General features: G+C 66.3%; 19 protein-coding genes and 1 other RNA gene. 3 read left to right on the forward strand and 17 right to left on the reverse strand.

What is annotated here, in order from left to right; genetic code table 11:
• Positions 1-53: 53 nt before the first annotated feature.
• The 3 genes from HL671_RS04685 to murC all read right to left on the reverse strand — a co-directional run bounded on the left by HL671_RS04685 (position 54) and on the right by murC (position 3,447).
• Positions 54-1,043, reverse strand: coding sequence for a D-alanine--D-alanine ligase family protein (locus HL671_RS04685; protein ID WP_172235742.1), 990 nt, complete (start codon positions 1,041-1,043; stop codon positions 54-56).
• A 71-nt stretch (positions 1,044-1,114) separates the two neighbouring features.
• On the reverse strand, positions 1,115-2,038 hold the full coding sequence (gene murB, locus HL671_RS04690) for a UDP-N-acetylmuramate dehydrogenase (RefSeq protein ID WP_172235743.1): 924 nt from the start codon (positions 2,036-2,038) through the stop codon (positions 1,115-1,117).
• 5 nt (positions 2,039-2,043) lie between these two features.
• Positions 2,044-3,447: a UDP-N-acetylmuramate--L-alanine ligase gene (gene murC / locus HL671_RS04695; RefSeq protein ID WP_172235744.1), complete on the reverse strand. Its 1,404-nt coding sequence runs from the start codon at positions 3,445-3,447 to the stop codon at positions 2,044-2,046.
• A gap of 345 nt (positions 3,448-3,792) precedes the next feature.
• Here murC and HL671_RS04700 point away from each other — a divergent pair, with 345 nt between their 5' ends.
• On the forward strand, positions 3,793-4,533 hold the full coding sequence (locus HL671_RS04700) for a carbonic anhydrase (RefSeq protein WP_012046045.1): 741 nt from the start codon (positions 3,793-3,795) through the stop codon (positions 4,531-4,533).
• A gap of 4 nt (positions 4,534-4,537) precedes the next feature.
• On the opposite strand, the gene HL671_RS04705 is transcribed toward HL671_RS04700, so the two are convergent.
• From HL671_RS04705 to rsmH, 10 genes are all read right to left on the reverse strand, one after another.
• Entirely contained in the window at positions 4,538-5,398 is an 861-nt protein-coding gene (locus tag HL671_RS04705; protein ID WP_246579715.1) for a helix-turn-helix domain-containing protein, read from the reverse strand.
• A 23-nt stretch (positions 5,399-5,421) separates the two neighbouring features.
• Positions 5,422-6,525, reverse strand: coding sequence for an undecaprenyldiphospho-muramoylpentapeptide beta-N-acetylglucosaminyltransferase (gene murG, locus HL671_RS04710; protein WP_012046047.1), 1,104 nt, complete (start codon positions 6,523-6,525; stop codon positions 5,422-5,424).
• 46 nt (positions 6,526-6,571) lie between these two features.
• Entirely contained in the window at positions 6,572-7,723 is a 1,152-nt protein-coding gene (gene ftsW / locus HL671_RS04715) for a putative lipid II flippase FtsW (RefSeq protein WP_012046048.1), read from the reverse strand.
• A 182-nt stretch (positions 7,724-7,905) separates the two neighbouring features.
• Positions 7,906-9,306: a UDP-N-acetylmuramoyl-L-alanine--D-glutamate ligase gene (murD, locus tag HL671_RS04720; RefSeq protein ID WP_172235745.1), complete on the reverse strand. Its 1,401-nt coding sequence runs from the start codon at positions 9,304-9,306 to the stop codon at positions 7,906-7,908.
• Position 9,307: 1 nt separating this feature from the next.
• Positions 9,308-10,414, reverse strand: coding sequence for a phospho-N-acetylmuramoyl-pentapeptide-transferase (mraY, locus tag HL671_RS04725; protein WP_012046050.1), 1,107 nt, complete (start codon positions 10,412-10,414; stop codon positions 9,308-9,310).
• A gap of 199 nt (positions 10,415-10,613) precedes the next feature.
• Positions 10,614-11,990, reverse strand: coding sequence for a UDP-N-acetylmuramoyl-tripeptide--D-alanyl-D-alanine ligase (locus tag HL671_RS04730; RefSeq protein WP_172235746.1), 1,377 nt, complete (start codon positions 11,988-11,990; stop codon positions 10,614-10,616).
• The gene (locus tag HL671_RS04735) at positions 11,987-13,447 is read right to left on the reverse strand and encodes a UDP-N-acetylmuramoyl-L-alanyl-D-glutamate--2,6-diaminopimelate ligase (protein WP_172235747.1); all 1,461 of its coding nucleotides are present in this window, start codon (positions 13,445-13,447) and stop codon (positions 11,987-11,989) included. Before HL671_RS04735 ends, HL671_RS04730 begins: the two co-directional genes overlap by 4 nt.
• A gap of 70 nt (positions 13,448-13,517) precedes the next feature.
• Positions 13,518-15,266 (reverse strand): peptidoglycan D,D-transpeptidase FtsI family protein, encoded by a 1,749-nt coding sequence (locus HL671_RS04740; protein ID WP_012046053.1) that lies wholly within the window; start codon positions 15,264-15,266, stop codon positions 13,518-13,520.
• Complete coding sequence (gene ftsL, locus HL671_RS04745; RefSeq protein WP_012046054.1) at positions 15,263-15,655, reverse strand: cell division protein FtsL; 393 nt, start codon at positions 15,653-15,655, stop codon at positions 15,263-15,265. Before ftsL ends, HL671_RS04740 begins: the two co-directional genes overlap by 4 nt.
• Before the next feature lie 3 nt (positions 15,656-15,658).
• Positions 15,659-16,654, reverse strand: a complete 996-nt coding sequence (gene rsmH / locus HL671_RS04750) for a 16S rRNA (cytosine(1402)-N(4))-methyltransferase RsmH (RefSeq protein WP_172235748.1) — start codon at positions 16,652-16,654, stop codon at positions 15,659-15,661.
• 523 nt (positions 16,655-17,177) lie between these two features.
• Between rsmH and HL671_RS04755 the strand changes: the two genes are divergently transcribed.
• The gene (locus tag HL671_RS04755) at positions 17,178-18,029 is read left to right on the forward strand and encodes a peptidoglycan recognition protein family protein (RefSeq protein WP_012046056.1); all 852 of its coding nucleotides are present in this window, start codon (positions 17,178-17,180) and stop codon (positions 18,027-18,029) included.
• 4 nt (positions 18,030-18,033) lie between these two features.
• Here HL671_RS04755 and HL671_RS04760 read toward each other — a convergent pair whose 3' ends face one another.
• Together HL671_RS04760 and HL671_RS04765 are read right to left on the reverse strand one after the other, a co-directional pair.
• On the reverse strand, positions 18,034-19,281 hold the full coding sequence (locus HL671_RS04760; protein WP_172235749.1) for an RNA polymerase sigma factor: 1,248 nt from the start codon (positions 19,279-19,281) through the stop codon (positions 18,034-18,036).
• A 31-nt stretch (positions 19,282-19,312) separates the two neighbouring features.
• Complete coding sequence (locus tag HL671_RS04765; protein ID WP_172235750.1) at positions 19,313-19,666, reverse strand: YciI family protein; 354 nt, start codon at positions 19,664-19,666, stop codon at positions 19,313-19,315.
• 136 nt (positions 19,667-19,802) lie between these two features.
• Here HL671_RS04765 and rnpB point away from each other — a divergent pair.
• Positions 19,803-20,230, forward strand: an RNA gene (gene rnpB / locus HL671_RS04770) — RNase P RNA component class A.
• Between the two features lie 47 nt (positions 20,231-20,277).
• On the opposite strand, the gene HL671_RS04775 is transcribed toward rnpB, so the two are convergent.
• Positions 20,278-22,095, reverse strand: coding sequence for an ABC transporter ATP-binding protein (locus HL671_RS04775; protein WP_172235751.1), 1,818 nt, complete (start codon positions 22,093-22,095; stop codon positions 20,278-20,280).
• Positions 22,096-22,423: 328 nt separating this feature from the next.
• Positions 22,424-24,013 (reverse strand): DHA2 family efflux MFS transporter permease subunit, encoded by a 1,590-nt coding sequence (locus HL671_RS04780; protein ID WP_012046060.1) that lies wholly within the window; start codon positions 24,011-24,013, stop codon positions 22,424-22,426.
• Positions 24,014-24,124: the final 111 nt, after the last annotated feature.

Consider the following 24,124-nt stretch of genomic DNA (forward strand, 5'->3'; position numbering starts at 1 on the left):
ACCGCTGCAGGGCGGCCAAGCCGGGTTCCTTCGGGGGTCCTGCCGGGGACGCGCTACCGGGCCGCACGGCGCTTCGCCAGGTCGATCTGCTGCTGCAGGAAGTCGCGGAACGAGATGTTCTGCGCGGCCAGCGCCTTCGGGTACAGCGAGGCCGCGGTCAGCCCCGGCAGCGTATTGGTCTCCAGATAGACCGGGCCATTGGCCGAGACGATGAAATCGCTGCGCGAATAGCCGCCGCATGACAGCGCGCGATGTGCCTTGATGGCTTCGGTCTGCAGCGCGGCCGTGATCTCCGACGTGAAGCGGCCGGGGCAGATTTCCTTGGTGGCGGTCGCGAGATATTTGGCGAAATAGTTGAAGGCGCCATCGGCCGGCAGGATCTCGATCGGCGGCAATGCGATCAACGATCCATCCGGCTGCTCGAGCACGCCGCAGGTCGCCTCCGTGCCGGTGACGAAAGGCTCGATCAGATACTCCTCCGTCGCTGCGGCAGCCCGGACCGCGACGAGATCCTGCTTCGCGTTGACAAAGATCAGGCCGAAGCTGGAGCCGTCCTTGACGGGTTTGGCGATCAACCGGCCATGCTGCGCCAGTGCGGCCTCGGCATCGGCGAGCGAGACGCCTTCTGCCACCGTGACGCCGCCGAGCACGGCAAAGCGCTTGGCGGCGACCTTGTCGAAGGCGAGATGCGAGGCAGCCGAGCTCGAGCCCGTAAACGGCACGCCGCGCATCTCACACATCACTTGAAGCTCGCCATTCTCCGCCCGGCCGCCATGCAAAGCGAGCACAAGCACGCGATCCTCCGCCTTGGCACGGTCGAGCGCATCAGCGAGAGTCCCGATCCGCGGGCCGTCGGCCGTGAACGGCTCCTCGAACGGCCTGGCATGCGCGACCAGCGCCTTGCCGCTCACCCGATGCACCGTGTCGTCGGCCTCCCAGAACCAGAGGTCGGAATCGGGCAGCGTCGCATGCAAAGCCTGCGCACTGGCGACCGAGACAAGCCGTTCCTTGTTGGAGCCGCCGAACAAAATCGTAGTGCGCATCAATGTCTTCTCGGGCTGGTCTGCAACTGCGCCGGCAGTTGCGCTGGAAGGGTTTGAGGAGGCGGGCGAACCTACCTCGCCTTGAGTCCGATCCGCTTGATCTCCCACTGCAGCGCGATGCCCGATGTCGCTTCGACCCGTTCACGCACGGTCTCGCCGAGCGTCTCGATGTCATCGGCGGTGGCGTTGCCGGTGTTGATCAGGAAGTTGCAATGCATCTCGGAAACCTGCGCGCCGCCGACCTTGAGCCCGCGGCAGCCCGCGGCATCGACGAGCCTCCAGGCGGAATGTCCCGGCGGGTTCTTGAAGGTGGAGCCACCGGTCTTCTCGCGGATCGGCTGCGCCGTCTCGCGATGCGCCTGCACCTCGGCCATGCGCCCCCGGATCGCTTCGGGATCCGAAGGCTTGCCGCGGAAGCGCGCCGCCGTGAAGATCAGCGACGGATCGGCGCCGCTCGCGCGATAGGTGAAGTTCATGTCGGCATTGGTGAAGTGGTGCGTCACGCCCTGGCGGTCGATCGCGGTCGCCTCGACCAGGATGTCCTTGGTCTCGCCGCCATTGGCGCCCGCATTCATGCGCAGCGCGCCGCCGATGGTGCCGGGAATGCCGAACAGGAATTCGAGACCGGCGAGATTGGCTGATGCCGCGACCTCGGCCACCCGCTTGTCCAGCGCCGCGGTGCCGGCCGTCACGATGTCGCCGTCGGCCTTGACCTCGCCGAACGCCCGCGGCGCCAGCCGGATCACGACGCCCGGCACCCCGCCGTCGCGCACGATCAAATTGGAGCCGACCCCGATCACATAGACCGGCAGTTCGGCCGGAAGATGCTTCAGAAAGTAAGCGAGGTCGTCAGCATCCGCCGGCGTGAACAGCACCTGCGCCGGTCCGCCGACGCGAAACCAGGTGAGCGGCGCCAGACCTTCATTGGCCAGCAGCCGCCCGCGCAATTCGGGCATCGCAGCTTTGAGGTCGGGCGTGATGTCGGCGAAGCTCACCACCCCTACCCCAGCGCCTTGAGCTCGTCGGGCAAGGCATAGGCCCATTGGGTGATGTTGCCGGCGCCGAGGCAGACGACGAGGTCGCCGGATTTGGCGAGGCGCTTGACGATGCCCGCGAGATCGGCGGCCTGCGGCAGCGGCAGCACGTCGCGATGACCATGGGCGCGCAGGCCGAGCACGAAATGATCACGGTCGATGCCTTCGATCGGCGCCTCGCCGGCCGGGTAGACGTCGGCGACGATGACGGCGTCCGCATCGTTGAAGCAGGTGCAGAACTCCTCGAACAGCGACTGCAGGCGGGTGTAGCGATGCGGCTGCACCACGGCGATGACCTTGCCGCTGGTGGATTCACGCGCCGCTTTCAGCACGGCCGCGATCTCCACCGGGTGATGACCATAATCGTCGATGATGGTGACGCCGTTCCACTCGCCGGTGCGGGTGAAGCGGCGCTTGACGCCGCCGAAGCCGGCGATCGCCTTGCGGATCGCCTCGTCCGAAATGCCGAGCTCATGCGCGACCGCGATCGCCGCGGTTGCGTTCGAGGCATTGTGCCGGCCCGGCATCGGCAGCGTGATGTCCGAGATCTCGTGCGTCGCGCCGCTCTTGCGATCGCGGAACACGACCTTGAAGCGCGAGCCGCCATTGGCGGGCGAGAGATCGACCAGCCGCACGTCGGCCTGCGGGTTCACACCGTAGGTGATGATGCGACGGTCCTCGATCTTGCCGACCAGCGCCTGCACCACCGGATGATCGATGCACATCACGGCAAAGCCGTAGAACGGTACGTTCTCGACGAAGGCGCGGAACGCATCCTGCACGGCGTCGAAGGTCTTGAAATGATCGAGATGCTCGGGATCGACATTGGTGACGATGGCGACATCCGCCGGCAGCTTCAGGAAGGTGCCGTCGCTCTCATCGGCCTCGACGACCATCCAGTCGCCGGCGCCGAGCCGCGCATTGGTGCCATAGGCATTGATGATGCCGCCATTGATCACGGTCGGATCGATTCCGCCGGCATCGAGCAGCGCCGCCACCATCGACGTTGTCGTGGTCTTGCCGTGGGTGCCGGCGATCGCGACGCAGCTCTTCAGCCGCATCAGCTCGGCCAGCATCTCGGCCCGCCGGACGACGGGAATGCGCTGCGCGCGCGCCGCCATCAGCTCCGGATTGTCACGCTTGATCGCGGTCGACACGACGACGACATCGGCGCCCGCGACGTTCTCGGCCTTGTGCCCGACGCTGACCGTGATGCCCTTCTCGCGCAGGCGCGCGACGTTGGCGTTGTCGGAAGCGTCGGAGCCCTGCACCGTGTAGCCGAGATTGCACAGCACCTCGGCGATGCCACTCATGCCGATACCGCCGATCCCGACGAAGTGGATGGGTCCGATCTCGCGCGGCAGTCTCATGGGCGTCTCGTCTCAAGGGTTCCGGGCACACCTCGGGAAGGGCGCAGCCGCGAATCATCAGCCCTTCTTGCAAGACATGACCGACCGGGACAAGTCCGCTCGGGCCCTCAATATTGCGATTTCGCAAGCCGTTCGCCCGATTTTGGCCGGTGTTGAGCCGCCCGACGGCAGCGATTTGGGCCGCCCGGCAGCTTTCAGGATTCGTTAAGCGCGATCGCAGACGAGCCGCCCCGAGCCGGATACCTGCAATTTTTGCGCGTCCTCCGCAGCAATGCGCGTGGCATGGCTGGTGCTGCGCACGGGCGGTCCGGGCGCACCGTCAATATTCAATGGAGAATCCTGCCGATGTGCTCGCTGTGTGAACCCCGATCTCCCGCCCTATCCCGCCGGCGACTGCTCGGCGGCGGCGCCGTCCTGGCCGCGGCGGCGGTCGGCGCGCTGCCGGCCTTTGCGAAGGACGCCAAGGGAGCAAGCAACAGCGTCGTGCCCCCTCCGAATGCGATCTCTCCGGACGACGCGATGAAGCGCATCGTCGACGGCAACGCCCGCTACGTCGCCGGCAATCTCGACAACAAGGATTTCTCGGCCGGCCGTGCGGCGCGCGCCGCGGCCCAGTATCCGATCGCGGCGATCGTGAGCTGCGCCGATGCCCGGGTGGCGCCGGAGCTGGTGTTCGACCAGGCGCCGGGCGAGCTGTTCGTGGTCCGGGTCGCCGGCAATTTCGTCAATGACGACGGTCTCGCCAGCCTGGAATATGGCGTCAAGTTCCTGGGTACGCCGCTCGTGCTGGTGCTCGGCCACAGCGGCTGCGGCGCCATCGATGCCACCATCAAGGTCCTCAAGGACGGCACCAGGCTGCCGGGCCACCTTCCGACCCTGATCGATGCGCTGAAGCCCGGCGTGGAGGCTGCGATCGCGAAGAAGCCGCAGGACCTGCTGGCCGAGGCCACGGCGGAGAACGTGCGCAGCAATGTCCGGCGCCTGTCGACCGCCAAGCCGATCGTCGGCCGCATGGTCGCCGAGGGCAAGGTGAAGATCGTCGGCGGCATCTATGACATCGGCTCCGGCCGGGTCACGATGATCTGACGCGTCACGCCGGCTGCAGCGCGCGATCGGCACGCGCGGCTGCGGCCGCGAGCCAGGTCACCTGGTGACAGAACCAGGCCTCCACGGACGCCACGAAACCCGGCATCAGCGTCAGGCGCCGGCGTCCGTCGTCGAAACGCAGCAGCCGGCGCTCTTCCATCGCCGCCAGCAGATTGCGGATATGGGAGCGCGAGACGCCCAGCATCGTTGCAAGCTCCGCCGTGGACACGTCGACGACGTGGCGCCCAGCGGCGGACCGCGCGACGAGCGTGAGCGCCAGGTGGATGCCGCTATCGTGCTCGTCGGTCCAGGCCAGATCCGGAAATCCGGTCAGGGGCCGGCTGTCGCGGCAGAGCCAGGTCGCGCATTGCCGGATCGTCTCCGCGTAGAAGCTCTGGTCGTCCCGCAGTCGAACGCTCAATCCGCCGGCCTCAGTCAGTCGCGCATGACAATCCAGATGCAGGGCAAGCCAACCTCGCAGACCTTCGAGGATGACGGATCCTGGCACGAGATAACGGATCCGGCCGTCCCCGGGATCGCGCTCGATGGTGACCAGCGACAGACCCCGCAGCACCGCGACAAAGGCCGCGGTCTGCCGCGGCCCCGGCAGCCGCATCTGCAGACGGGTCAGGGTCGGGCGCTCGACCGGCTGGCGCGCTGACATATGCATCATCACGATGTGCGCCACGATTTCCGTCGGGGCGCGCTGACCGAACAGCTTGATCATCAGGCGCTGGCCACGCAGCGGCGCAATCAGCTGGTCGCAGAATCCAACGAACACGGGCGCGAAGGATGGATGGTCGCGCAAACGCATCGGATGATCGTCCCCCGCGATGGCGCGCGCGTCAGCGCTCCGGTTCGTCATCGGATCACCGCGCGCCCGACCAATCAGAGCCCTGCGGTCTTGATCACGAGATCGGCCAGACGCTCCGCGGCATCAAGCCGGCCGGCGGCGCGGGCGGCCTGTGCCATGGCCGCCAGGCGCACCGGCTCGGCGGCGAGCGCCGAGATCTCCGAAGCCAGCCGATCGGACGTGAAGTCGCTCTGCACGATCCGGATCGCGGCATTCGCGTCCGACAGCACGCCGGCATTGGCGTACTGATCCTGATCGATGGCCCCCGGCAGCGGCACCAGGATCGAGGGCCGGCCGATCGCGGCGAGCTCCGCGACAGTGCCCGCGCCCGAGCGCGAGATCACGAGATGGTTGGCGGCGAGACGGGCCGGCAAATCGGTGAAGAACGGCTGCAGCTCGGCATTAATCTTGAGCCGGTCATACACGGCGCGGACCCGCGCCATGTCCTCCTGGCGGACCTGCTGGGTCAGCACCAGCCGGCTCCATAGAGCGGGCTCGAGCCGCTCGATCGCGCCGGGCACGACGTCGCTCATGACGCGGGCGCCCTGGCTGCCGCCGACCACCAGCAGCCGCAGCGGGCCTGCGGTCTCAGGCGCGGCATAGGGCACCGCGGCCGCTTCGAGAATGGCGGGACGCATCGGCGTGCCGACGGTGGTAGTCTTTCCAGAGAGCGCCGGATCGCGGTCGAGCACGCCCGGCAACGAGGTGGCGATCGCCTTCACATGGGCCGACAGGAAACGGTTGGCACGGCCGAGCACGGCATTGGCATCGTGGATCAGGCTGGGCACGCCGGCGAGCCGCGCCGCCAGCAGCGGTGGCACCGTCGGATAGCCGCCAAAGCCGATCACGGCGGCCGGCTTGAGCCGCCGCATCAGGTTGAAGGCGGCCAGCGTGCCGGTGCCGAGCAGCAGCGCCGTGCGGGCGAGCGCCACCGGCGAACGGCTGCGTACCGTCTCGCTCGGCACCACATCGATCATGTCCTTGGTGAACAGGCCGCTGTAGCGCAGCGCGCGCGCATCGGTGACGAGACGGACCCGGTAGCCGCGCTTGATCAGCTCGACACCGAGCGCTTCGGCCGGAAACAGATGACCGCCGGTGCCGCCGGCGGCCAGCAGAATGAGGGGCGCAGAAGAGGTCATGCGCGCTTGTTTACAGCCAATATGTCGTCATTGCGAGCGAGGCGGCTTACGCATAATTGCGCAGCGTCCCCGCAGCGTCGGTGGCCTCGGCTTCGATCCGTGGCCGCTGCCGCGTCAACGCCAGCATCATGCCGACACCATAGGCGAGCGACACGATCGAGGAGCCGCCATAGGAGATGAAGGGCAAGGTCATGCCCTTGGCCGGGATCAGCTGCAGGTTGACCGAGATGTTGATCGCCGCCTGGATGCCGAACAGGATCGCGAGGCCCGACGCCGCAAAGCGCGAGAAGCCGTCCTCGCTGGCATAGGCGCGCGACAAGGTGCGGATCACGATGAAGCCGAACAATGCAACCAGCGCCAGGCACAGGATGATGCCGAACTCCTCGGCCGCGACCGCGAACACGAAATCGGTGTGGCTGTCCGGCAGGCTGCGCTTGGCGATGCCCTCGCCCGGCCCGAGGCCGAACCAGCCGCCATTGGAGAACGCCTCCATGGCCGTGTCGACCTGGAAGGTGTCACCGGACGCCGGGTTCATGAAGCGCTTGATGCGGCCGGCGACGTGCGGGACCAGCAGATAGGCGCCGAACAGACCGGCGGCCGCGGCCCCGGCGAGGCCGGCGACCCAGATCATGCGCATGCCGGCGATGAAGAACAGCGAGCCCCAGACCATCAGGATCAGCATGGTCTGACCGAAATCCGGCTCCATCACCAGGAGCGACACCAGCATCAACAGCAGCACAAGCGCCATCGTGGTCGCCGGCATGTCCGGCCGCCGCGCAGATTCCGAGAACAGCCAGGCGGCGACGACGACGAAGGCCGGCTTGGCCGCTTCCGAGGCCTGGATGTTGACGCCGACCAGCGTGATCCAGCGCCGCGAGCCCTTCACCTCCGGGCCGACGGCGAGCGTCAGCACGATCAGCACGATGGCGATCGCGAACACCACCAGCGCGCTGCGCCGGATCTGCCGCGGCGACAGGAAGGACACGCCGATCAGCACGATGAAGGACGGCAGCAGGAACAGGACGTGGCGGTTGAAGAAGTGGAACGCGTCGAGCCCGATGCGCGTCGCGACCGGCGGGCTCGCCGCCAGCGACAGGATCACCCCGCAAAGCATCAGCGCCAGGATCGCGCCGAGCAGCGGCTTGTCGACCGTCCACCACCAATCGGACAGCGGATTGCGTTCTTCACGGGAGAGCATCGGACGTTCACCTGAGCCTTAGGGAAGCAGCCCATTGGCGCCCAGGATGGTTATCGAAGGCTTAAGACCTGTCCGCTGCGACAGCGCTGTGTGCCGTCGCGTCACGATGAACGACGTGGACCTCGGCATCCTTGGCCACCCGCCTTCGCGGGTGAAACAAGCGTGTGGTCGACGATGGTGAGCTAAACCACCCGCTCCACACCCGGCAGCGCCTGCACCAGATCGCGGAAGCGGGCGCCGCGGATCTCGAAATTGCGGAATTGGTCGAACGAGGCGCAGGCCGGCGACAGCAGGACCACGGCGTCCGTCAGCCCGGAAGCTTCGGCATCGGCAGCGGCCTGCGCCACCGCGACCTCGAGCGTGCCGGACATCGCGTGCGGAACCTTGTTGCCGAGCGTTCCGGCGAACTCCGCCGCGGCCTCGCCGATCAGATAGGCCTTGCGGATGCGCGGAAAGAAACCTTCGAGGCTGGTGATGCCACCGGCCTTGGGTTTGCCGCCGGCGATCCAGAAGATGTCGGCGAAAGACGACAGCGCATGCGCCGTCGCATCCGCGTTGGTGCCCTTGGAGTCGTTGACAAACAGGACATGGCCGCGGCGGCCGACCTGCTCCATGCGATGCGCCAGCCCCGGGAAGCTGCGCAGCCCCTGCTGCAGCACATCCTGCTTCACGCCGATCGCGAGGGTAGCGGCGGCGGCGCAGGCGGCGTTCTGCGCATTGTGCTGGCCGCGCAGCGAGCCGATGCCGCCGAGCCGCGCGACCTCGCTGCGCGCGCCACTTGCGCTGCGCAGGATGGTCTCGTGCTCGACATAGAGACCGTCAGCCAGCGGGTTCTTCACCGAAACGCGCACCACGCGCTTGCCGGCCTGGTCGAGCCGATCGGCGATCGCGCGCGAAAAGCCATCGTCCACGCCGATGATCGCGGTCCCCTCCGGCTTGACGCCGGCAACCAGGCGCTCCTTGACCGCGGCGTAGTTTTCGATCGTGCCGTGGCGGTCGATGTGATCCTCGCTGACATTGAGCAGGATGCCCACGGTCGGATCGAGCGACGGCGTCAGGTCGATCTGATAGGACGACATCTCGATGACGTGAACCCGGCCCATCCGCGGCGGCTCCAGCGACAGGATCGCGGTGCCGATATTGCCGCCCAGCTGGGTGTCGTAGCCGGCGGTCTGCATCAGATGCGCGATCAGCGCCGTCGTCGTCGATTTTCCGTTGGTGCCGGTGATGGCGACGAACGGCGCATCCGGTGCGTGCCGCCTGCGCTCGCGGCAGAACAGCTCGATGTCGCCGATCACCTCGATGCCGGCCTCGCGCGCCTTGAGCACGCTCCAATGCGGCACCGGATGGGTCAGCGGCACGCCGGGCGCCAGCACCAGCGCCGCGAAATCCGACCACGACACGGTGCGCAGATCCGCGGTGACGAAGCCGGCTTTGGCAGCCTCGGCCAGCCGCTCGGCGCCATCGTCGCCGGCCACGACGTCCGCACCGCCCGCGCGAAGGGCGTGGCAACTGGCGAGCCCGGACCCGCCAAGGCCGAACACGGCGACGGTCTTTCCGGCGAATGAGGTAACGGGGATCATGTCAGCGCAGCTTCAGGGTCGACAGGCCGACCAGCGCCAGCATCACGGAGATGATCCAGAAGCGGATCACGATCTGCGGCTCGGTCCAGCCGAGTTGTTCGAAATGGTGATGGATCGGCGCCATCTTGAAGATGCGCTTGCCGGTCAGCTTGAACGAGGCCACCTGCACGATCACAGACACGGCTTCGAGCACGAACAGGCCGCCGATCACCGCCAGCACGATCTCGTGCTTCACCGCCACGGCGATCGAGCCGAGCATGCCGCCGAGCGCCAGCGAGCCGGTGTCGCCCATGAAGATCGAGGCCGGCGGGGCGTTGAACCAGAGAAAGCCGAGCCCGGCCCCGAGCACCGCGCCGCACAGCACGGCGAGCTCGCCGGTGCCCGCCACATAGTGGATCTGGAGATAATCCGAGAACACGGCGTTGCCGGCGAGGTAGGCGATCAGGCCGAAGCTCGCCGAGGCGATCATCACCGGAACGATCGCGAGGCCGTCGAGACCATCGGTGAGATTCACCGCGTTTCCGGCGCCGACGATGACGAAGGCGCCGAAGATGACGTACATCCAACCGAACTTGATCACGAGATCCTTGAAGAAGGGAATCGCAAGGCCGGTCGAGGACGGGTCGCGTCCGAGCCGGACCAGCGCATAGCAGGCGACCAGTGCGATGCCGGCCTCGATCAGGATCCGCGCACGCCCGGCAAAGCCCGAATGCGACTGCTTGGTGACCTTCAGGTAATCGTCATAGAAGCCGACGAAGCCGAAGCCGAGCGTCACCGCCAGCACGATCCAGACGTAAGGATTGAGCGGATTGGCCCACAGCACGGTCGAGACGACGAGGCCCGACAGGATCATCAGGCCGCCCATCGTCGGCGTGCCCTTCTTGCTGATGATATGCGATTGCGGGCCGTCGGCGCGGATCGGCTGTCCCTTGCCCTGGCGCAGGCGCAGATGATCGATGATCCAGGGACCGAACAGGAATACGAACAATGCGCCGGTCACCACGGCGCCGCCGGTGCGGAACGTGATGTAGCGGAACACGTTGAGCAGGCCGCGAAACATCGCCAGGCTCGGAAACGTATTCGTCAGCTCGATCAACCAGTAAAACATCCAACCCGCCTATGCCGCTTCGCCGAGACCGAGCCACGTGATCTCAATGGATTCGCGGGCGCGAATCCGATCCAGCCTCTTTTAACCACGATCGGAGCCGGGTGCGAATCGTTGCCTGCGAGGGCATGATCCCTCCGGCATGGCTGCCCCGCTGCCGATAGCCAGATTTTGTTCCACCGCGCCGCGATATCGCCCGATTTCAATTCGAGGCCTGCAGCGCAGCGGCGAGCTTCTGCACGAACTTGTTCACCCAGAAGATCTTCTTGCTGCCCTTGATGACGACGACGTCGTCCGGTGCAAGCAGCGCGGCCACCTGGCTGGCGTCCAGTGTCGCCGGGTCCTCGTGCCAGCCGAGTCGCTTCTCCGGCGGCAGCTTCTCGAACAGATGACGCATCAGCGGACCGACGCAGTACACCCCGTCGATCCCTGTGACATGCCCGACCATGTCGGCATGATAGGCCGGCGCCTCGTCCCCCAGCTCCAGCATGTCGCCGATCACCGCGATCCGCCGCCCGCGCACCGGCCGCGCCTGCAGACTGTCGAGCGCCGCCGCCATGCTCGCGGGATTGCCGTTGAAGCTGTCATCGATCAGAACGATCTCGCCAATGCGCTGCTCGACGCCCCGCCCGGTCATGATGCCGACCTCGCCCAGTTCGCGCGCCAGCAGCACCGGATCAAGCCCGGCCGCGGCGACGGAGGCGAGTGCCGCCAAGGCGTTATGCAGGCGATGCGGTGCCCCCGGGGTCAGCGAGAACGCCAGATGACGGCCGGCAATGTCAGCCGTGACGTCCCAGCTCTCGCCGGCAGGAACCTTCGACATGGCATGAACGTCGGCGCCAGCGCCGAATCGCAGCACCCTGCCGGGCCATTCGGGCGCGGCAAGATCAACCGGCAGCACCAGGATGCCGTCCGACGGCAACCCACGCGCGATCGAGACCTTCTCCTTGCGGATCGCCTCAAGGCTGCCAAGCTTCTCAAGGTGCACCGGCTGCACATTGACGACCAGCGCCACCGTCGGCTGCGACAGCTCGGTCAACCGCGCAATTTCCCCTTGCTGGTTCATGCCCATCTCGACCACCCACACCGAGGCGCTCGGATCGGCGTTGCACAGCGTCAGCGGCACCCCCCAGAAATTGTTGAAACTCGACGGGCTCGCGGACGCTCCGGGATAGGTGGCGATGAACTCCTTGGTCGAGGTCTTGCCGGCGCTGCCAGTGAGACCGATGACCGGGCCGTGGAAGCGGGCCCGCGCCGCGCGGGCGAGCGCCCATAACCCGTCGATCAACGTGTCCGGCACCACCAATTGCGGAACGCTGATGCCGTCGACTCGGTGCGGAACGATCATCGCGACCGCACCGGCCTGCTCGGCATTGGCCGCGAATTCCCAGCCGTCGCGGCTGGAGGCGAAGCTCGAGACGAACCCCCCGCTCGGCGTGCCGCTCAGCGCAACGAACAGGCTGCCGGGCTTCACCGCGCGGCTGTCTTGCGTCACGAGATCGATTGGCGTCTCCGGATAATCGCCGGCAAGGCCGAGCGCGCGCGCAACCTCAGCCACCGTCCACAGCGCCTTCGTCATGATGCCCTCGCTGCCAATGCGTCCGCGACCGCTTCATGATCGCTGAAATGCAGGGTGGTGCCGCCGATGATCTGCCCGACCTCATGCCCCTTGCCGGCAATTACGAGGGCGTCGCCAGGCTGCAATTCGCCGATCGCGACCTTGATCGCCTCGGCGCGGTCGCCGATCTCGCGCGCACCGGGCGCGGCAGCCAAGATCGCGGCCCGGATCGCGGCCGGATCCTCGCTGCGCGGATTGTCGTCGGTGACGATCACGCGATCGGCCTCGGCGGCAGCGATAGCGCCCATCAAAGGCCGCTTGCCGGTATCACGGTCGCCGCCGGCGCCAAACACGACAACGAGCTTTCGCGCGGCATAGGGCCGCAGCGCCTGCAAAGCCTTGGCCAGCGCATCCGGCTTGTGCGCGTAGTCGATGAAGATGGGCGCGCCATTGTGCTCGCCGACCAGTTCGAGCCGGCCCTTGGCGCCTTCAAGCGTCTCCAGCGCCTCGAACACGGCCTGCGGATCGCTGCCGGTGCCGATCGCGAGTCCCGCCGCGACCAGCGCATTTTCGACCTGGAACGCGCCGACCAGCGGCAGGCGGATCGTGTACATGCGACCGCAATGCTGGAGCTGGAGCTGCTGGGCGAAGCCATCGATGGCTGCGGCGACGAGCCGGATGCCCGCCCCCGCGCCATCGCCATGCGTGCCAACGGTCATCAGGCGAAGATCGCGCGCTTGTGCCGCGGCCATGACATCCGCCGAGCATTCATGATCGGCCGAGATCACCGCAGCACCGCCGGGGGGCACGAGATCGCGAAACAGCCTCAGCTTGGCGTTGAGATAATGCGCGAGGTCGGGGTGATAATCCATGTGATCGCGCGAGAGATTGGTGAACCCGCCGGCCGAGACCCGAACACCGTCGAGGCGATATTGGTCGAGCCCGTGCGACGACGCCTCGAAGGCCAGATGGGTGACGCCGTCCTGCGTGATCTCATCGATCTGCCGGTGCAGCGCGATCGGATCGGGCGTGGTCAGCGAGCCGTAGACCGTGCGCTTGTCCGACACCAGGCCGACCGTACCGATGCTGGCCGAGCTGTGACCGAGCTTCTGCCAGATCTGCCGCGTGAAGGCCGCGACCGAGGTCTTGCCGCTGGTCCCAGTCACGGCGGCGATCGTCGCCGGCTGGCGCGGATAGAACCGCGCTGCGGCCATCGCCAGCGCCAGCCGCGGGTTAGGCAGCTCAACATAAGGTACGGACAGCGCCGTGCCAGGCGGAGACCCGCCGGCCACGGCGATCGCGCCGGCCGCAATGGCCGCAGCGATGAAGCGGGCGCCATCGGTCTTCGCTCCGGACAGCGCGAAGAACAGATCGCCGGGCCGGACCGCGCGGCTGTCAACGGCCAAGCCGGAGACGTCGACGGCGGCGATCTCCGGGTCGCGCCCAGCCGCATCGCCGAGAAGATCGTGGAGTTTCATCCTGGTCCCGCACCAGTTCCGCCCCGCCCCCTGCGGGCGGCGGCGTCAAAGCCAGCAATTCGACGACGGCTTACTGTGTCAGGCGCGATGCCGCAAGAATTTGGCGGTCGGACGGCGGCAGGTCGAAGCGGGGCTCGATACCGAGCAGCGGCCCGATCCGGGCGATCACGTTGCCGGCGGTCGGCACCGCGTTCCAGCCGGAGGTGATGAAGCCGTAGGTTTCCTTCAGCGGCTGGGGCTCGTCCAGCATGATCAGAAGCTGGTACCGCGGCTTGTCCGCCGGGATCACCGCGGTGAACAGGGTCAGCACCTTCTTTTTGGCGTAGCGACCATTGATCACCTTCTCGGCCGTGCCGGTCTTGCCGCCGATATAATAGCCCTTGACGTCGGCCTTTCGCGCGGTGCCGACCTCGGCATTGAGGCGCATCAGATAGCGCATCTTCTCGGAGGTTTCCGGCTTGATGACGCGCTTGGCCAGCGCCATCGCCTCCTCTTCCGTGCGCTTCATGAAGGTCGGCGGGATCAAGAGGCCACCATTGACCAGCGCGCTGACGCCCATCACGCCCTGCAACGGCGCCACCGCCATGCCGTGACCGAACGCGATCGTGACCGTGTTCAACTCAGCCCAGCGCTTCGGCAGGATCGGCGAGGCGCTCTCCGGCAGTTCGGTGCGCAGCCGGTCGAACTGACCCATCTTGCGCAGGAACGCCTTGTGCGCCTCCACGCCCTGCGTCAACGCGATCCTGGCAGCGCCGACATTGGAGGAGAAGTAGAACACTTCCTTCATGCTGAGAAAGCGGCCCTTGGGCTCATCGTCATGGATCGCGAACTTGCCGTAATGCAGCGGCCCGCGTGCATCCCAGAGCGAGTTGAGATCATATTTGCCGGTGTCGAGCGCCATCGCCAGAGTGAAGGCCTTGAAGGTCGATCCCATCTCATACACGCCAGTTGTCAGGCGGTTGATCCGATCTGGATCATGCGCTTCCTTCGGGCTGTTCGGATCAAAATCCGGCAGCGACACCATGGCAACGATCTCGCCGGTCCTGACATTGACGACGAGGCCGGAAGCCGCCTTGGTCTTGAACTTCTCCTTGGCTTTGAGCAGTTCGTCGCGCAGCGCATGCTCGACGCGCAGATCGACCGACAGCTCGATCGGGCGTTGCAGCCGATCGGTAGCAAAGCCAGCGCGGTGCAGGTCGGCGAGGCCCTGATTGTCGAGCCACTTCTCCATACCGGCGATGCCCTGGTTGTCGATGTTCACCAGGCCGATCAGATGCGCAACCTCGTTGCCGGTTGGATAAACGCGCTTGTTCTCGCGCAGGAAACCGACGCCCGGCAGGCCAAGGCGGTGAATGTCCTGCTGCTGCTTCGGCGACATCTCGCGCTTCAGCCAGACGAAGCCCTTGCGTGACATCAAGCGCTCGCGCACCTCGCTTGTATCGAGGTCCGGCAACGTCGCGGTCAGAAGCTCGATCGCCTCGTCCTTGTCGATGAGGCGGCGCGGCTCGGCGAACAGGCTCGGCGTCTTCACGTCGGTGGCGAGCACGGCGCCGTTGCGATCGACGATATCGGGCCGTGCGGTGGCGATGGCGTCCTGCTGCGCGGCCCGCCGCGCGGTCGGACCATCGGCACCAACCGCGAACATCACCAGCCGCCCGCCGATGATCGCATAGACGGCGGCAAAGGCGATGATCGCGAGACCAATTCGCGCACGCGCCTTGGCGGTGCGATCGACATCGCGCCCATACAGCAGCGTGCGGATCAATCGCTGCCGCCAGGGCTCCTGCGGCTTGACATGAGGCCGAAGCTGATCGGTCATTGCTGATCCTCCGGAGGACGCACCGACCCGGTCACAGGGGGCTCATCGTTGATCGCGTCGATCGTATCGATCATTGATCCGATCGGATCGGGATTGTCGGAACGGGCGAACCGGGGCGGCCGCTCCGGCAGGTTCTTGAGGCTGTCATATTGCGTGGCGTTGAGCGGCTTCAACGGCAGGTGGCGCTCGACCAATCCTTGCAGCCGCAGGGGAGCGTCGAGCTTGGCCCATTCCGAACGCAGGATCGCGATGGCCTCGCGCTGCTCGCGGATCTCGGCCCGCAGCTGCAGCACGCGCTCGACACGCGCAGTCGATTCCATCTTGATGCGATAGACATAGGCGGCGGCGAAGATCAGCGAGCAGATCACGACCAGATGGAGGAGGCGCATGCGTTACCCTCCTCGCAGGACGTCGGCCAAGCGCGGCCAAGATGACGAAGCAGGCGGGAGGCGGGCCGGCGCTGCGGTGCGCTCGGCGCCGCGCAGCTTGGCCGAGCGTGCACGCGGATTGGCCTCGATTTCGCTCTGATCGGCCACGACCGGCTTGCGGTTGAGCAGTTGAAAGGTCGGCGTCTCCTGGGCGATCTCGGGCAGATGGCGCGAGCCGCCACCGGTCCTGCTCCGTTCAGCCAGGAAGGTCTTGACGATCCGATCTTCGAGCGAATGGAACGAGACGACAGCCAGCCGGCCGCCCGGAGCCAACACCTGCTCGGCCGCCGACAAGGCCTGCTCCAGTTCGTCGAGCTCTTCATTGACGAGAATGCGCAGGCCCTGGAACGTCCGTGTCGCCGGATGAATATCGCCCGGCTTCGATCTCACCACGCGCGCGACGATGTCGGCCAGTTGCCGCGTGGTCGTGATCGGCTGCTCCTTGCGCGCAGCGACGATGGCGCGAGCCACAGCACGCGAGTGGCGCTCTTCGCCGAAGATATAGATGATGTCCGCCAGATCGCGTTCGGCGGCCTGCGCCACGACGTCAGCAGCGGTCGGTCCGGTCTCCCCCATCCGCATGTCGAGCGGGCCATCGAAGCGGAAGGAGAAGCCCCGCGCGGCGGAATCGAGCTGCATCGACGAGACGCCGACATCCATCACAATGCCGTCAACTTGGGACAACCCGAGCGATGCACAGATGTGGGCGATCGCCGAGAAGCGGTTCTCGACCAGCGTGAGGCGAGCGCCGGCCTCCGCGACGAGCGCGGCGCCGCCGGCGATCGCCGTGCTGTCGCGGTCAATCCCGATCACCCGCGTTCCCGGGGACTGCAGAATCAACCGGGTGTATCCGCCCGCGCCGAAGGTCGCATCGATATAGGTTCCGCCCTCGCGCGGAGCGAGCATGGCCACCGCCTCCGGACCAAGCACCGGGACGTGTCGCGGGTCAGCCGTGCTCACGCGGACGCTCCGCGAGGATGCCGCTGGGTCAGATTGGCTTTGGTCGGCTGCGAGCCCATCGCGCCTTCGATCCTCGCGCCCCTTCAACTCGCCAAGCCATCTCTCGGGTTGGTCAGCCATCCACCGCGACGGCTCGGTATCGCCGACACAACGCAGCTGTGCCGGGGACCGGGGCCTCGGCCCGGCGGCGATCACGCGGCGCTGGCTGGGCCAGGAACCGCTTTCCATCGTGATCTGCCGTGCAGGACCTTGCATCGTGGCGGCTGGCCGTCCCGAAAGCCGGCTTGGCTCTTCACCGCTCAGTAACGGCGTTCAGCGTTAACAAACCGTTGATGGTCTGTGGCGGATATTAGGCACTTCTCCTCGGACGCGACCAGCTCATGGGCGACCTCCGGCAATGCATGAGGTTGCTCGCAGCAATCGGGTAGATGCGATTTCGATTGCGGTTGGGAGATGCAAAAGAGTAGTGCGTGCCCATATTCGATTTGAGCCATTTGCCGTCGCCAGCCGCTTCGAGTGCGTCATGCCGAATTCAACCGACAAGCCCGAATCGAATCGTCCACGCGCGCTGCCGATCCCCAAGGGCTGTGCTGAGCTGCCGCTCTTCACCCCGGACTCGTCGATTGCATCCGACGTCATCCCCTCCGCAAATTTCGGTGAGCGCAAAGGTGGCCGACAGCCGGACATGGTCATCCTCCATTATACCGGGATGCCGGACGTGGAGGGCGCGATCACCAAGCTGTGCACCGCCGGCAGCGAGGTCTCCGCGCATTACATCGTGCTGGAAGACGGGCGAATCGTGCAGTGCGTGCCGGAGGCGATGCGCGCCTGGCATGCCGGTCTCTCGTCCTGGGGCGGAGACGAGGACATCAACTCCTGCTCGATCGGCGTCGAGATTGTCAATCGCGGCCATGATTGGGGCTACCCGGACTTTCCGCCGCGGCAGATCGCGGCGGTGATTGCGCTGTGCCGGGGCATCATGCTCCGCCGCAACGTCCCAGCGCACCGCATTCTCGGTCATTCCGACGTCGCGCCGTCGCGCAAGAAGGATCCGGGCGAGAAATTCCCTTGGCACTCGCTGGCCAATTCGGGGGTCGGCCATTGGGTGCAGCCGGCGGCGATCACCAAGGGCGAGACGCTGAAGCTCGGCAGCATCGGCGATGACGTCAGGGGCCTGCAGAAGGCGCTCGCCAAATATGGCTATGGCGTGCCGATCACCGGCAAGTTTGACGGCATCACCATGGACGTCGTCACCGCGTTCCAGCGTCATTTCCGCCCCGAGCGGATCGACGGCATCGCCGACCGCTCGACTCTGTGGACCCTGCATGCGCTGCTGACGAGCTTGCCGGCAGAGGAACCGGCAACGCGCGTCTGAGTGATCAGGCGCCCGCATCCAGTTCGACAAGGCGGCGGGCATAAAGCCGCTTGAGCGGCTCCAGCTGCGTCGAATCCCGCGCCGCGCGGTAGGCTGAACGGGCCTCCTCGCGCCGATCGAGTCGCCGCAACAGGTCCGCGCGCACCGCCGGCAACAGGTCGTACTGCCGCAAGCCGCCCCGAGCGGCGAGCGACTCGACCAGCGCGAGTGCCCGCGCGGGGCCGTCGACCATCGAGACTGCGGCCGCGTGATTGAGTTCGATCACCGGCGACGGCGCAATCCGCAGCAGGACCTCATAGAGGCCGACGATCTGGCGCCAATCCGTGTCGTGATAGCTCTGCGCCTGGGCGTGGAGCGCGGCGATCGCGGCCTGGACCGTATAAGGCTGCGGCCGTCCCCTGACACCAAGCGCCTGTTCGACAAGGTCAAGACCTTCGGCGATCTGCTCGCTGTTCCACAGCGACCGATCCTGCTCCTCTAGGAGGACGATGTCTCCGGACGCATCGGTCCGTCCGGCACGGCGCGCATCGTGGAGCAGCATCAAGGCCAGCAGGCCTTTGATGTCGGGCGCCTCCGGCATCAGGCCGAGAACGAGCCGGCCAAGCCGGATCGCCTCGCGCGCAAGATCGTGGCGGATCAGTTCCGGTCCGGAGGTCGCCAGGTAGCCTTCCGTGAACACCAGATAGATCACGGTCAGCACGCCGCGCAGACGCTCTTCCAGGGCATGGCGTCCGGGCACCTCGTAGGGAATGCCGGCGAGGCGGATCTTCTGTTTGGCACGCAGCAGGCGCTGCGCCATCGCTTCCTCGCTGGCGAGGAAGGCACGTGCGACCTCGGCCGTGGTCAGTCCGCAGACCGTGCGCAACGTGAGCGCCACCTGCACCTCCGGCGCGAAGGACGGATGGCAACAGGTGAAGATCAGCCGCAGCATGTCGTCGTCGAGATCGTTTGGCGTGGCGGCCGCCTCGTCGCTGACGGCGTCGCGCTCGATTGCATGGACGATCTCGGCTTCCTTGGCGCGAAAGTTGCGCTGGCGCCGGATCCGATCGATCGCCTTGTTGCGCGCCACATTGACCAGCCACGCGCGCGGATTGGCAGGGGCCCCTGCCCCTCGCCAATTGAGCAGCGCCGCCGCGAACGCATCCTGCAACGCGTCCTCGGCCAGTTCGAAGTCACCGACCAGCCTGATCAAGGTCGCGAGCGCGCGGCCGGCCTCGTCGCGGAACACCTTGTCGATCGCCTCAGGCGTCATCGCTGACACTCGCGCCGGCCGCACGCTGGCATCAATGATCGTACTGCCAGACCGGCCGGACCTCGATCGACCCCAGCCTGGCACCCGGAATGCGGGCCGCGATCCCGATCGCCTCGTCCAGATTATTGGCTTCGATCATGTAGTAACCGCCGAGCTGCTCGCGGGTCTCGGCGAACGGCCCATCCGTCGTCAGGATCTTGCCGTCGCGCACCCGCACCGTCGTCGATGTCGTCGTCGGCTGCAGCCGGTCGCCGCCCTTGTAGTTGCCGCTCGCGATGATCGACTGCGTGAAGGTCTGATATTCCGCCAGCATCTTGCCCTCGGCCTCCTTCTCCATCTTCGCGTATTCGACCTCGTTCAAATAGATCATCAGCAGATATTGCATCGACTTGCTCCCTTGTTCGGCTGGACTGCCGACATCCAGTCGAACGGCTCGGACACGGAACGACACCCCGAGGATAATATTTTTCCTGCGCGGCGATGGCTTGACGTACTGGCCGGGAAGCTCCATTCAGGCCGCGTCAGTCGGCCGGACGGCCGCTCCGGCAGGTGCCGAAAGGCCGCCGGGGAGGAAAGTCCGGGCTCCATCGACATGCGGTGCCGGATAACGTCCGGCGGGGGCGACCCCAGGGACAGTGCCACAGAGAACGAACCGCTTCCTCCCGAAAGGGAGGCGAGTAAGGGTGAAAAGGTGCGGTAAGAGCGCACCGCGGGGCCGGCAACGGAACCGGCATGGTAAACCCCACCGGGAGCAAAACCGAATAGGGACGGCCACGCGGAGACAATCGCTTTTGGCGATGACGTCCGCGGGAGCGATGTCAGGCTCGCCGTCCGGGTAGGTTGCCCGAGGTCTCGCGCAAGCGCGATCCCAGAGGAATGGCCGTCACGTATCGTCATGCGCAAGCATCACGGTGCCCTACAGAACCCGGCTTACAGGCCGGCTGATATGTTCATGAGGGGCTCGGCGCACCAGCGCCGGGCCCCTCACCATTTCCGCTAACCCGCAGCCGAGAGCTGGCCGAATTCGGTGGCCTGGCGCTCGAACAGGCTGCGATAGAGTCCGCCAGGCTTGCCGACGAGCGTCGCATGATTGCCCTGCTCGACGATGCGGCCGCGGTCGAACACCAGGATGCGGTCGAGGCTGCGCACCGTCGCCAGACGATGCGCGATCACGATCGCGGTCCTGCCTTTCATCAGCCGTTCCATCGCCTCCTGGATCAGCGCCTCGGACTCCGAATCGAGGCTCGAGGTCGCCTCGTCCAGGATCAGCACCCGCGCATCGGCCAGGAACGCCCGCGCCAGCGCCACCCGCTGCCGCTCGCCGCCCGACAGCTTGACGCCGCGCTCGCCGACCAGCGTGCCATAGCCCTTCGGCAGGCGCATGATGAACTCATGCGCGTTCGCAAGCCGCGCCGCCTGTTCGATCTCGGTCAGGCTGGCGCCGGGCCGGCCATAAGCGATGTTCTCGGCCAGCGAGCGGTGGAACAGGATCGGCTCCTGCTGCACGATCGCAATCTGGCTGCGCAGCGAATCCTGCTTGGCATGGGCGATGTCCTGCCCGTCGATCAGGATCCGGCCGCCGCTGACGTCGTACAGCCGCTGCACCAGCTTGACGAAGGTCGTCTTGCCGGAGCCGGAGCGCCCGACGAGGCCAATCCGCTCGCCCGGCCGGATGTCCACCGACAGCCGGTCGTAAAGCGCGGTACGATGGCCGCCATAGTGGAACGTCACCGCGTCGAACACGATGTGCCCGCCGGTCACCGCGATCGGCTTGGCATCCGCGGCATCGACGATGCCGATCGGCTCGCCATGGATGGCCACCAGCTCGTCCATGTCGTTGACCGCTCGCTGCAGGTTGTTGATGTGCATGCCGACGTCACGCAAGTAAGCATGGATGACGTAGTAGCTCGTCAGCACATAGGTGACGTCGCCGGGCGACGCCTTGCCCGCCATCCACAGCAGCACGGCGCCGCCGATCACCGCGGAGCGCAGGCACAACAGCACGCCGAGTTGCACGGCCGCCGTCGTGTTGTAGCGCAGCCAGGTGCGGTTGACGCGCCGCCGCCAGCGGCTGACGACGCGCATCAGCCGGCCGTCTTCCCGCGCCTCGGCGCCGAACGACTTGACCACGGCGTTGCAGCTCAGTGCGTCCGCCAGGGTGCCGCCGACCTTGGTGTCCCAGGCATTGGAAATGCGCGCGGCCGGCGCGATGTAGCGGGTCGAGAACGCGACCGTCATCGCCACATAGACCACCGCGCCCAGCGCAATGACCCCGCCCAGCGCCCCCCAATGCAGGCCGAGCAGCACCATCGAGCCCAGCAGCACCGACAGGGACGGCAGCAATGCCAGCAGGATGGTGTCGTTGTAGAGGTCGAGCGCCCACATGCCCCTGGTGATCTTGCGCACCGTGGAGCCGGCGAAGCTGTTGGCGTGCCAGTCGGTCGAGAAGCGCTGCACGCGCACGAAGGCGTCGCGCGCCACGTCCGACATGATGCGCAATGTGAACGGCACGATCAGCTGCAGCCCGGACAGCCGCAGCACGATCGAGGCGAAGCCGAGCGCGACGATGGCGCCGAACGAGACCAGCGCACTGTGCCGCGCGTCGGCATTGCCTGGACCCAGGGTCAGCGCATCGACCAGCTGGCCCGAGAACAGCGGCATGAACAGGTCGGCGGCGGTGGCGCCGAGCAGCGCCACGGCGATGCCCAAGGTCATGCGCGGCTGCTGCAGCCAATGGCGGGTCACGAACGGGATCACGACGCGGATCGCGGCGGGGCGCTTGTCGGCCTTCAGGCCGGAGACTTGGATGGTCATGGCTTCATCCGGCCGCGCCCGCAGCGCCAGCCGGCTCCAAATGAAGCAGACGCGGCAACGCGCGCGGTCTGCGAATGATGAATCAGGTTGAGAGAAGGGCGGCGGCGCTCAAATCGAGCGGCGGAACATCAGCACGGGCATCGAACGAGCTGGCATCGTCAGCACAGACGTTGTGAGCACAGCCGTCGAAAGCGCGAGCATCGACCGGGTGCATGCGATCTGCAGATGCGATGTTGTCATGCAAATCTCCCCGGCTCGAGCGACAATTCTTATTTCTTACCACCGACGGTATGATTTGGCAACCCGCGCGCAGCGCGCGAGCGCGAGGTCAGTGCGCGTCGCCGCCTGCGGCCATCGGCGAGCTCGGCTTGTTGAGCAGCAGCACCATGAAGCTGAGCGCGATATAGAAGCAGGTCAGCATGAAGAAGGCGTCGCCATAGCCCATCACCACGGCCTGGCGATGCACGATCTGCGACAGCTGCTTCATGGCCATCAGCGCCGAGTCGCCCATGCCCTGCAGCTTCTGCTGCAGCATGTTCAGCGTCTCGACGGCGGTCGCATTGCCCCAGTTCACCCGCTCATGCAGGCGGGAAATATGCAGATCGGTACGGTCGTTCAGCACCTGGTTGATCACGGCGAGGCCGACGGCGCCGCCGAGATTGCGCATCAGGTTGAACAGGCCGGAAGCGTTCTTGACGCGATCGGGCGCAAGCGTACCAAGTGCAATGTTGTTGGTCGGCACCATCGCGCACATCATGCCGACGCCGCGCAGCACCTGCGGCAGAAACAGCTCCCAGAAATCATAGTCACGGGTGATCCCGGTCATCTGATAGGAGCCGATCGCGAAAATGATCAGGCCGAACGCGATGATCAGCCGCATGTCGATCTTCACCATCAGACGGCCGACCACTGGCGCCATCAGGAACATGGTGACGCCGGAGACGAACATGGTCTCGCCGATCATCAGCGCGCTGTAGCCGCGCACCTCGGCGAGATAGCGCGGATAGATGTAGGTCAGGCCGTAGAGGCCGATGCCGACGCAGAACTGCAACAGGCAGCCGACCGCGAAATTGCGGTCGGTGAACGCGCCGAGATCGACGATCGGCTCATCCACCGTCAGCACGCGCCAGAAGAAGCACACCGCCGACACCGCACAGACCACGGCGAAGACCGCCACCGAGGTCTCCTGCAGCCATTCATGTTGCGGCCCCTCCTCCAGCACATATTCCAGTGAACCGAGGAAGCCGGCCATGAACAGCAGGCCCCACCAGTCGAAGCGTTCGAGCAGCTCGAAATGCGGCTCGTCGAAATCGACCAGTGCCAGCACGCCGATCGTGATCATGACGCCCGGCGGGATATTGATGAAGAACAGCCAGTGCCACGACATCGCATCGGTGATGTAGCCGCCGACGGTCGGGCCGATGGTCGGCGCGAGCGTCGCGACCAGGCCGATGATCGGACCGACGATGTGGAACTTGGAGCGCGGAAACACCGTGTAGGCCGAGGCGAACACGGTCGGGATCATGCCGGCGCCGAGAAAGCCCTGGATCGCGCGCCACAGGATCATCTGCTCGATCGACGAGGCGAAGCCGCACAGGAAGCTGGAGATGGTGAAGCCGGCGGCCGAGATCGCAAACAACAGCCGCGTGCCGAGCGCGCGCGACAGGAAGCCCGACAACGGAATCGCGATCACCTCGGCGATCAGATAAGCGGTCTGGACCCAGGACACTTCGCTCGAGCTCGCCGACAATCCGGCCTGGATCTCGCTGAGCGAGGCCGACACGATCTGGATGTCGAGGATCGACATGAACATGCCGAACACCATGATCAGGAACGCAATCAGCCGCCGCGGCGCGATGCGGTCCGACGCCGCCGCCGGCGCGCTCATGGTGGGATCGGCTGTCGTTGCGGTGGCCATGGCTGTGTTCGATCCTGCTAACCCCAGCGGCAGTCTGCTCCCTCTCCCGTGGGGAGAGGGCTGGGGTGAGGGGGTACGGTGTCAAGATAGGAGAGAGTCCCCTCACCCGGA

Source organism: Bradyrhizobium denitrificans (assembly GCF_013179005.1).
Taxonomy (GTDB): domain Bacteria; phylum Pseudomonadota; class Alphaproteobacteria; order Rhizobiales; family Xanthobacteraceae; genus Bradyrhizobium; species Bradyrhizobium denitrificans.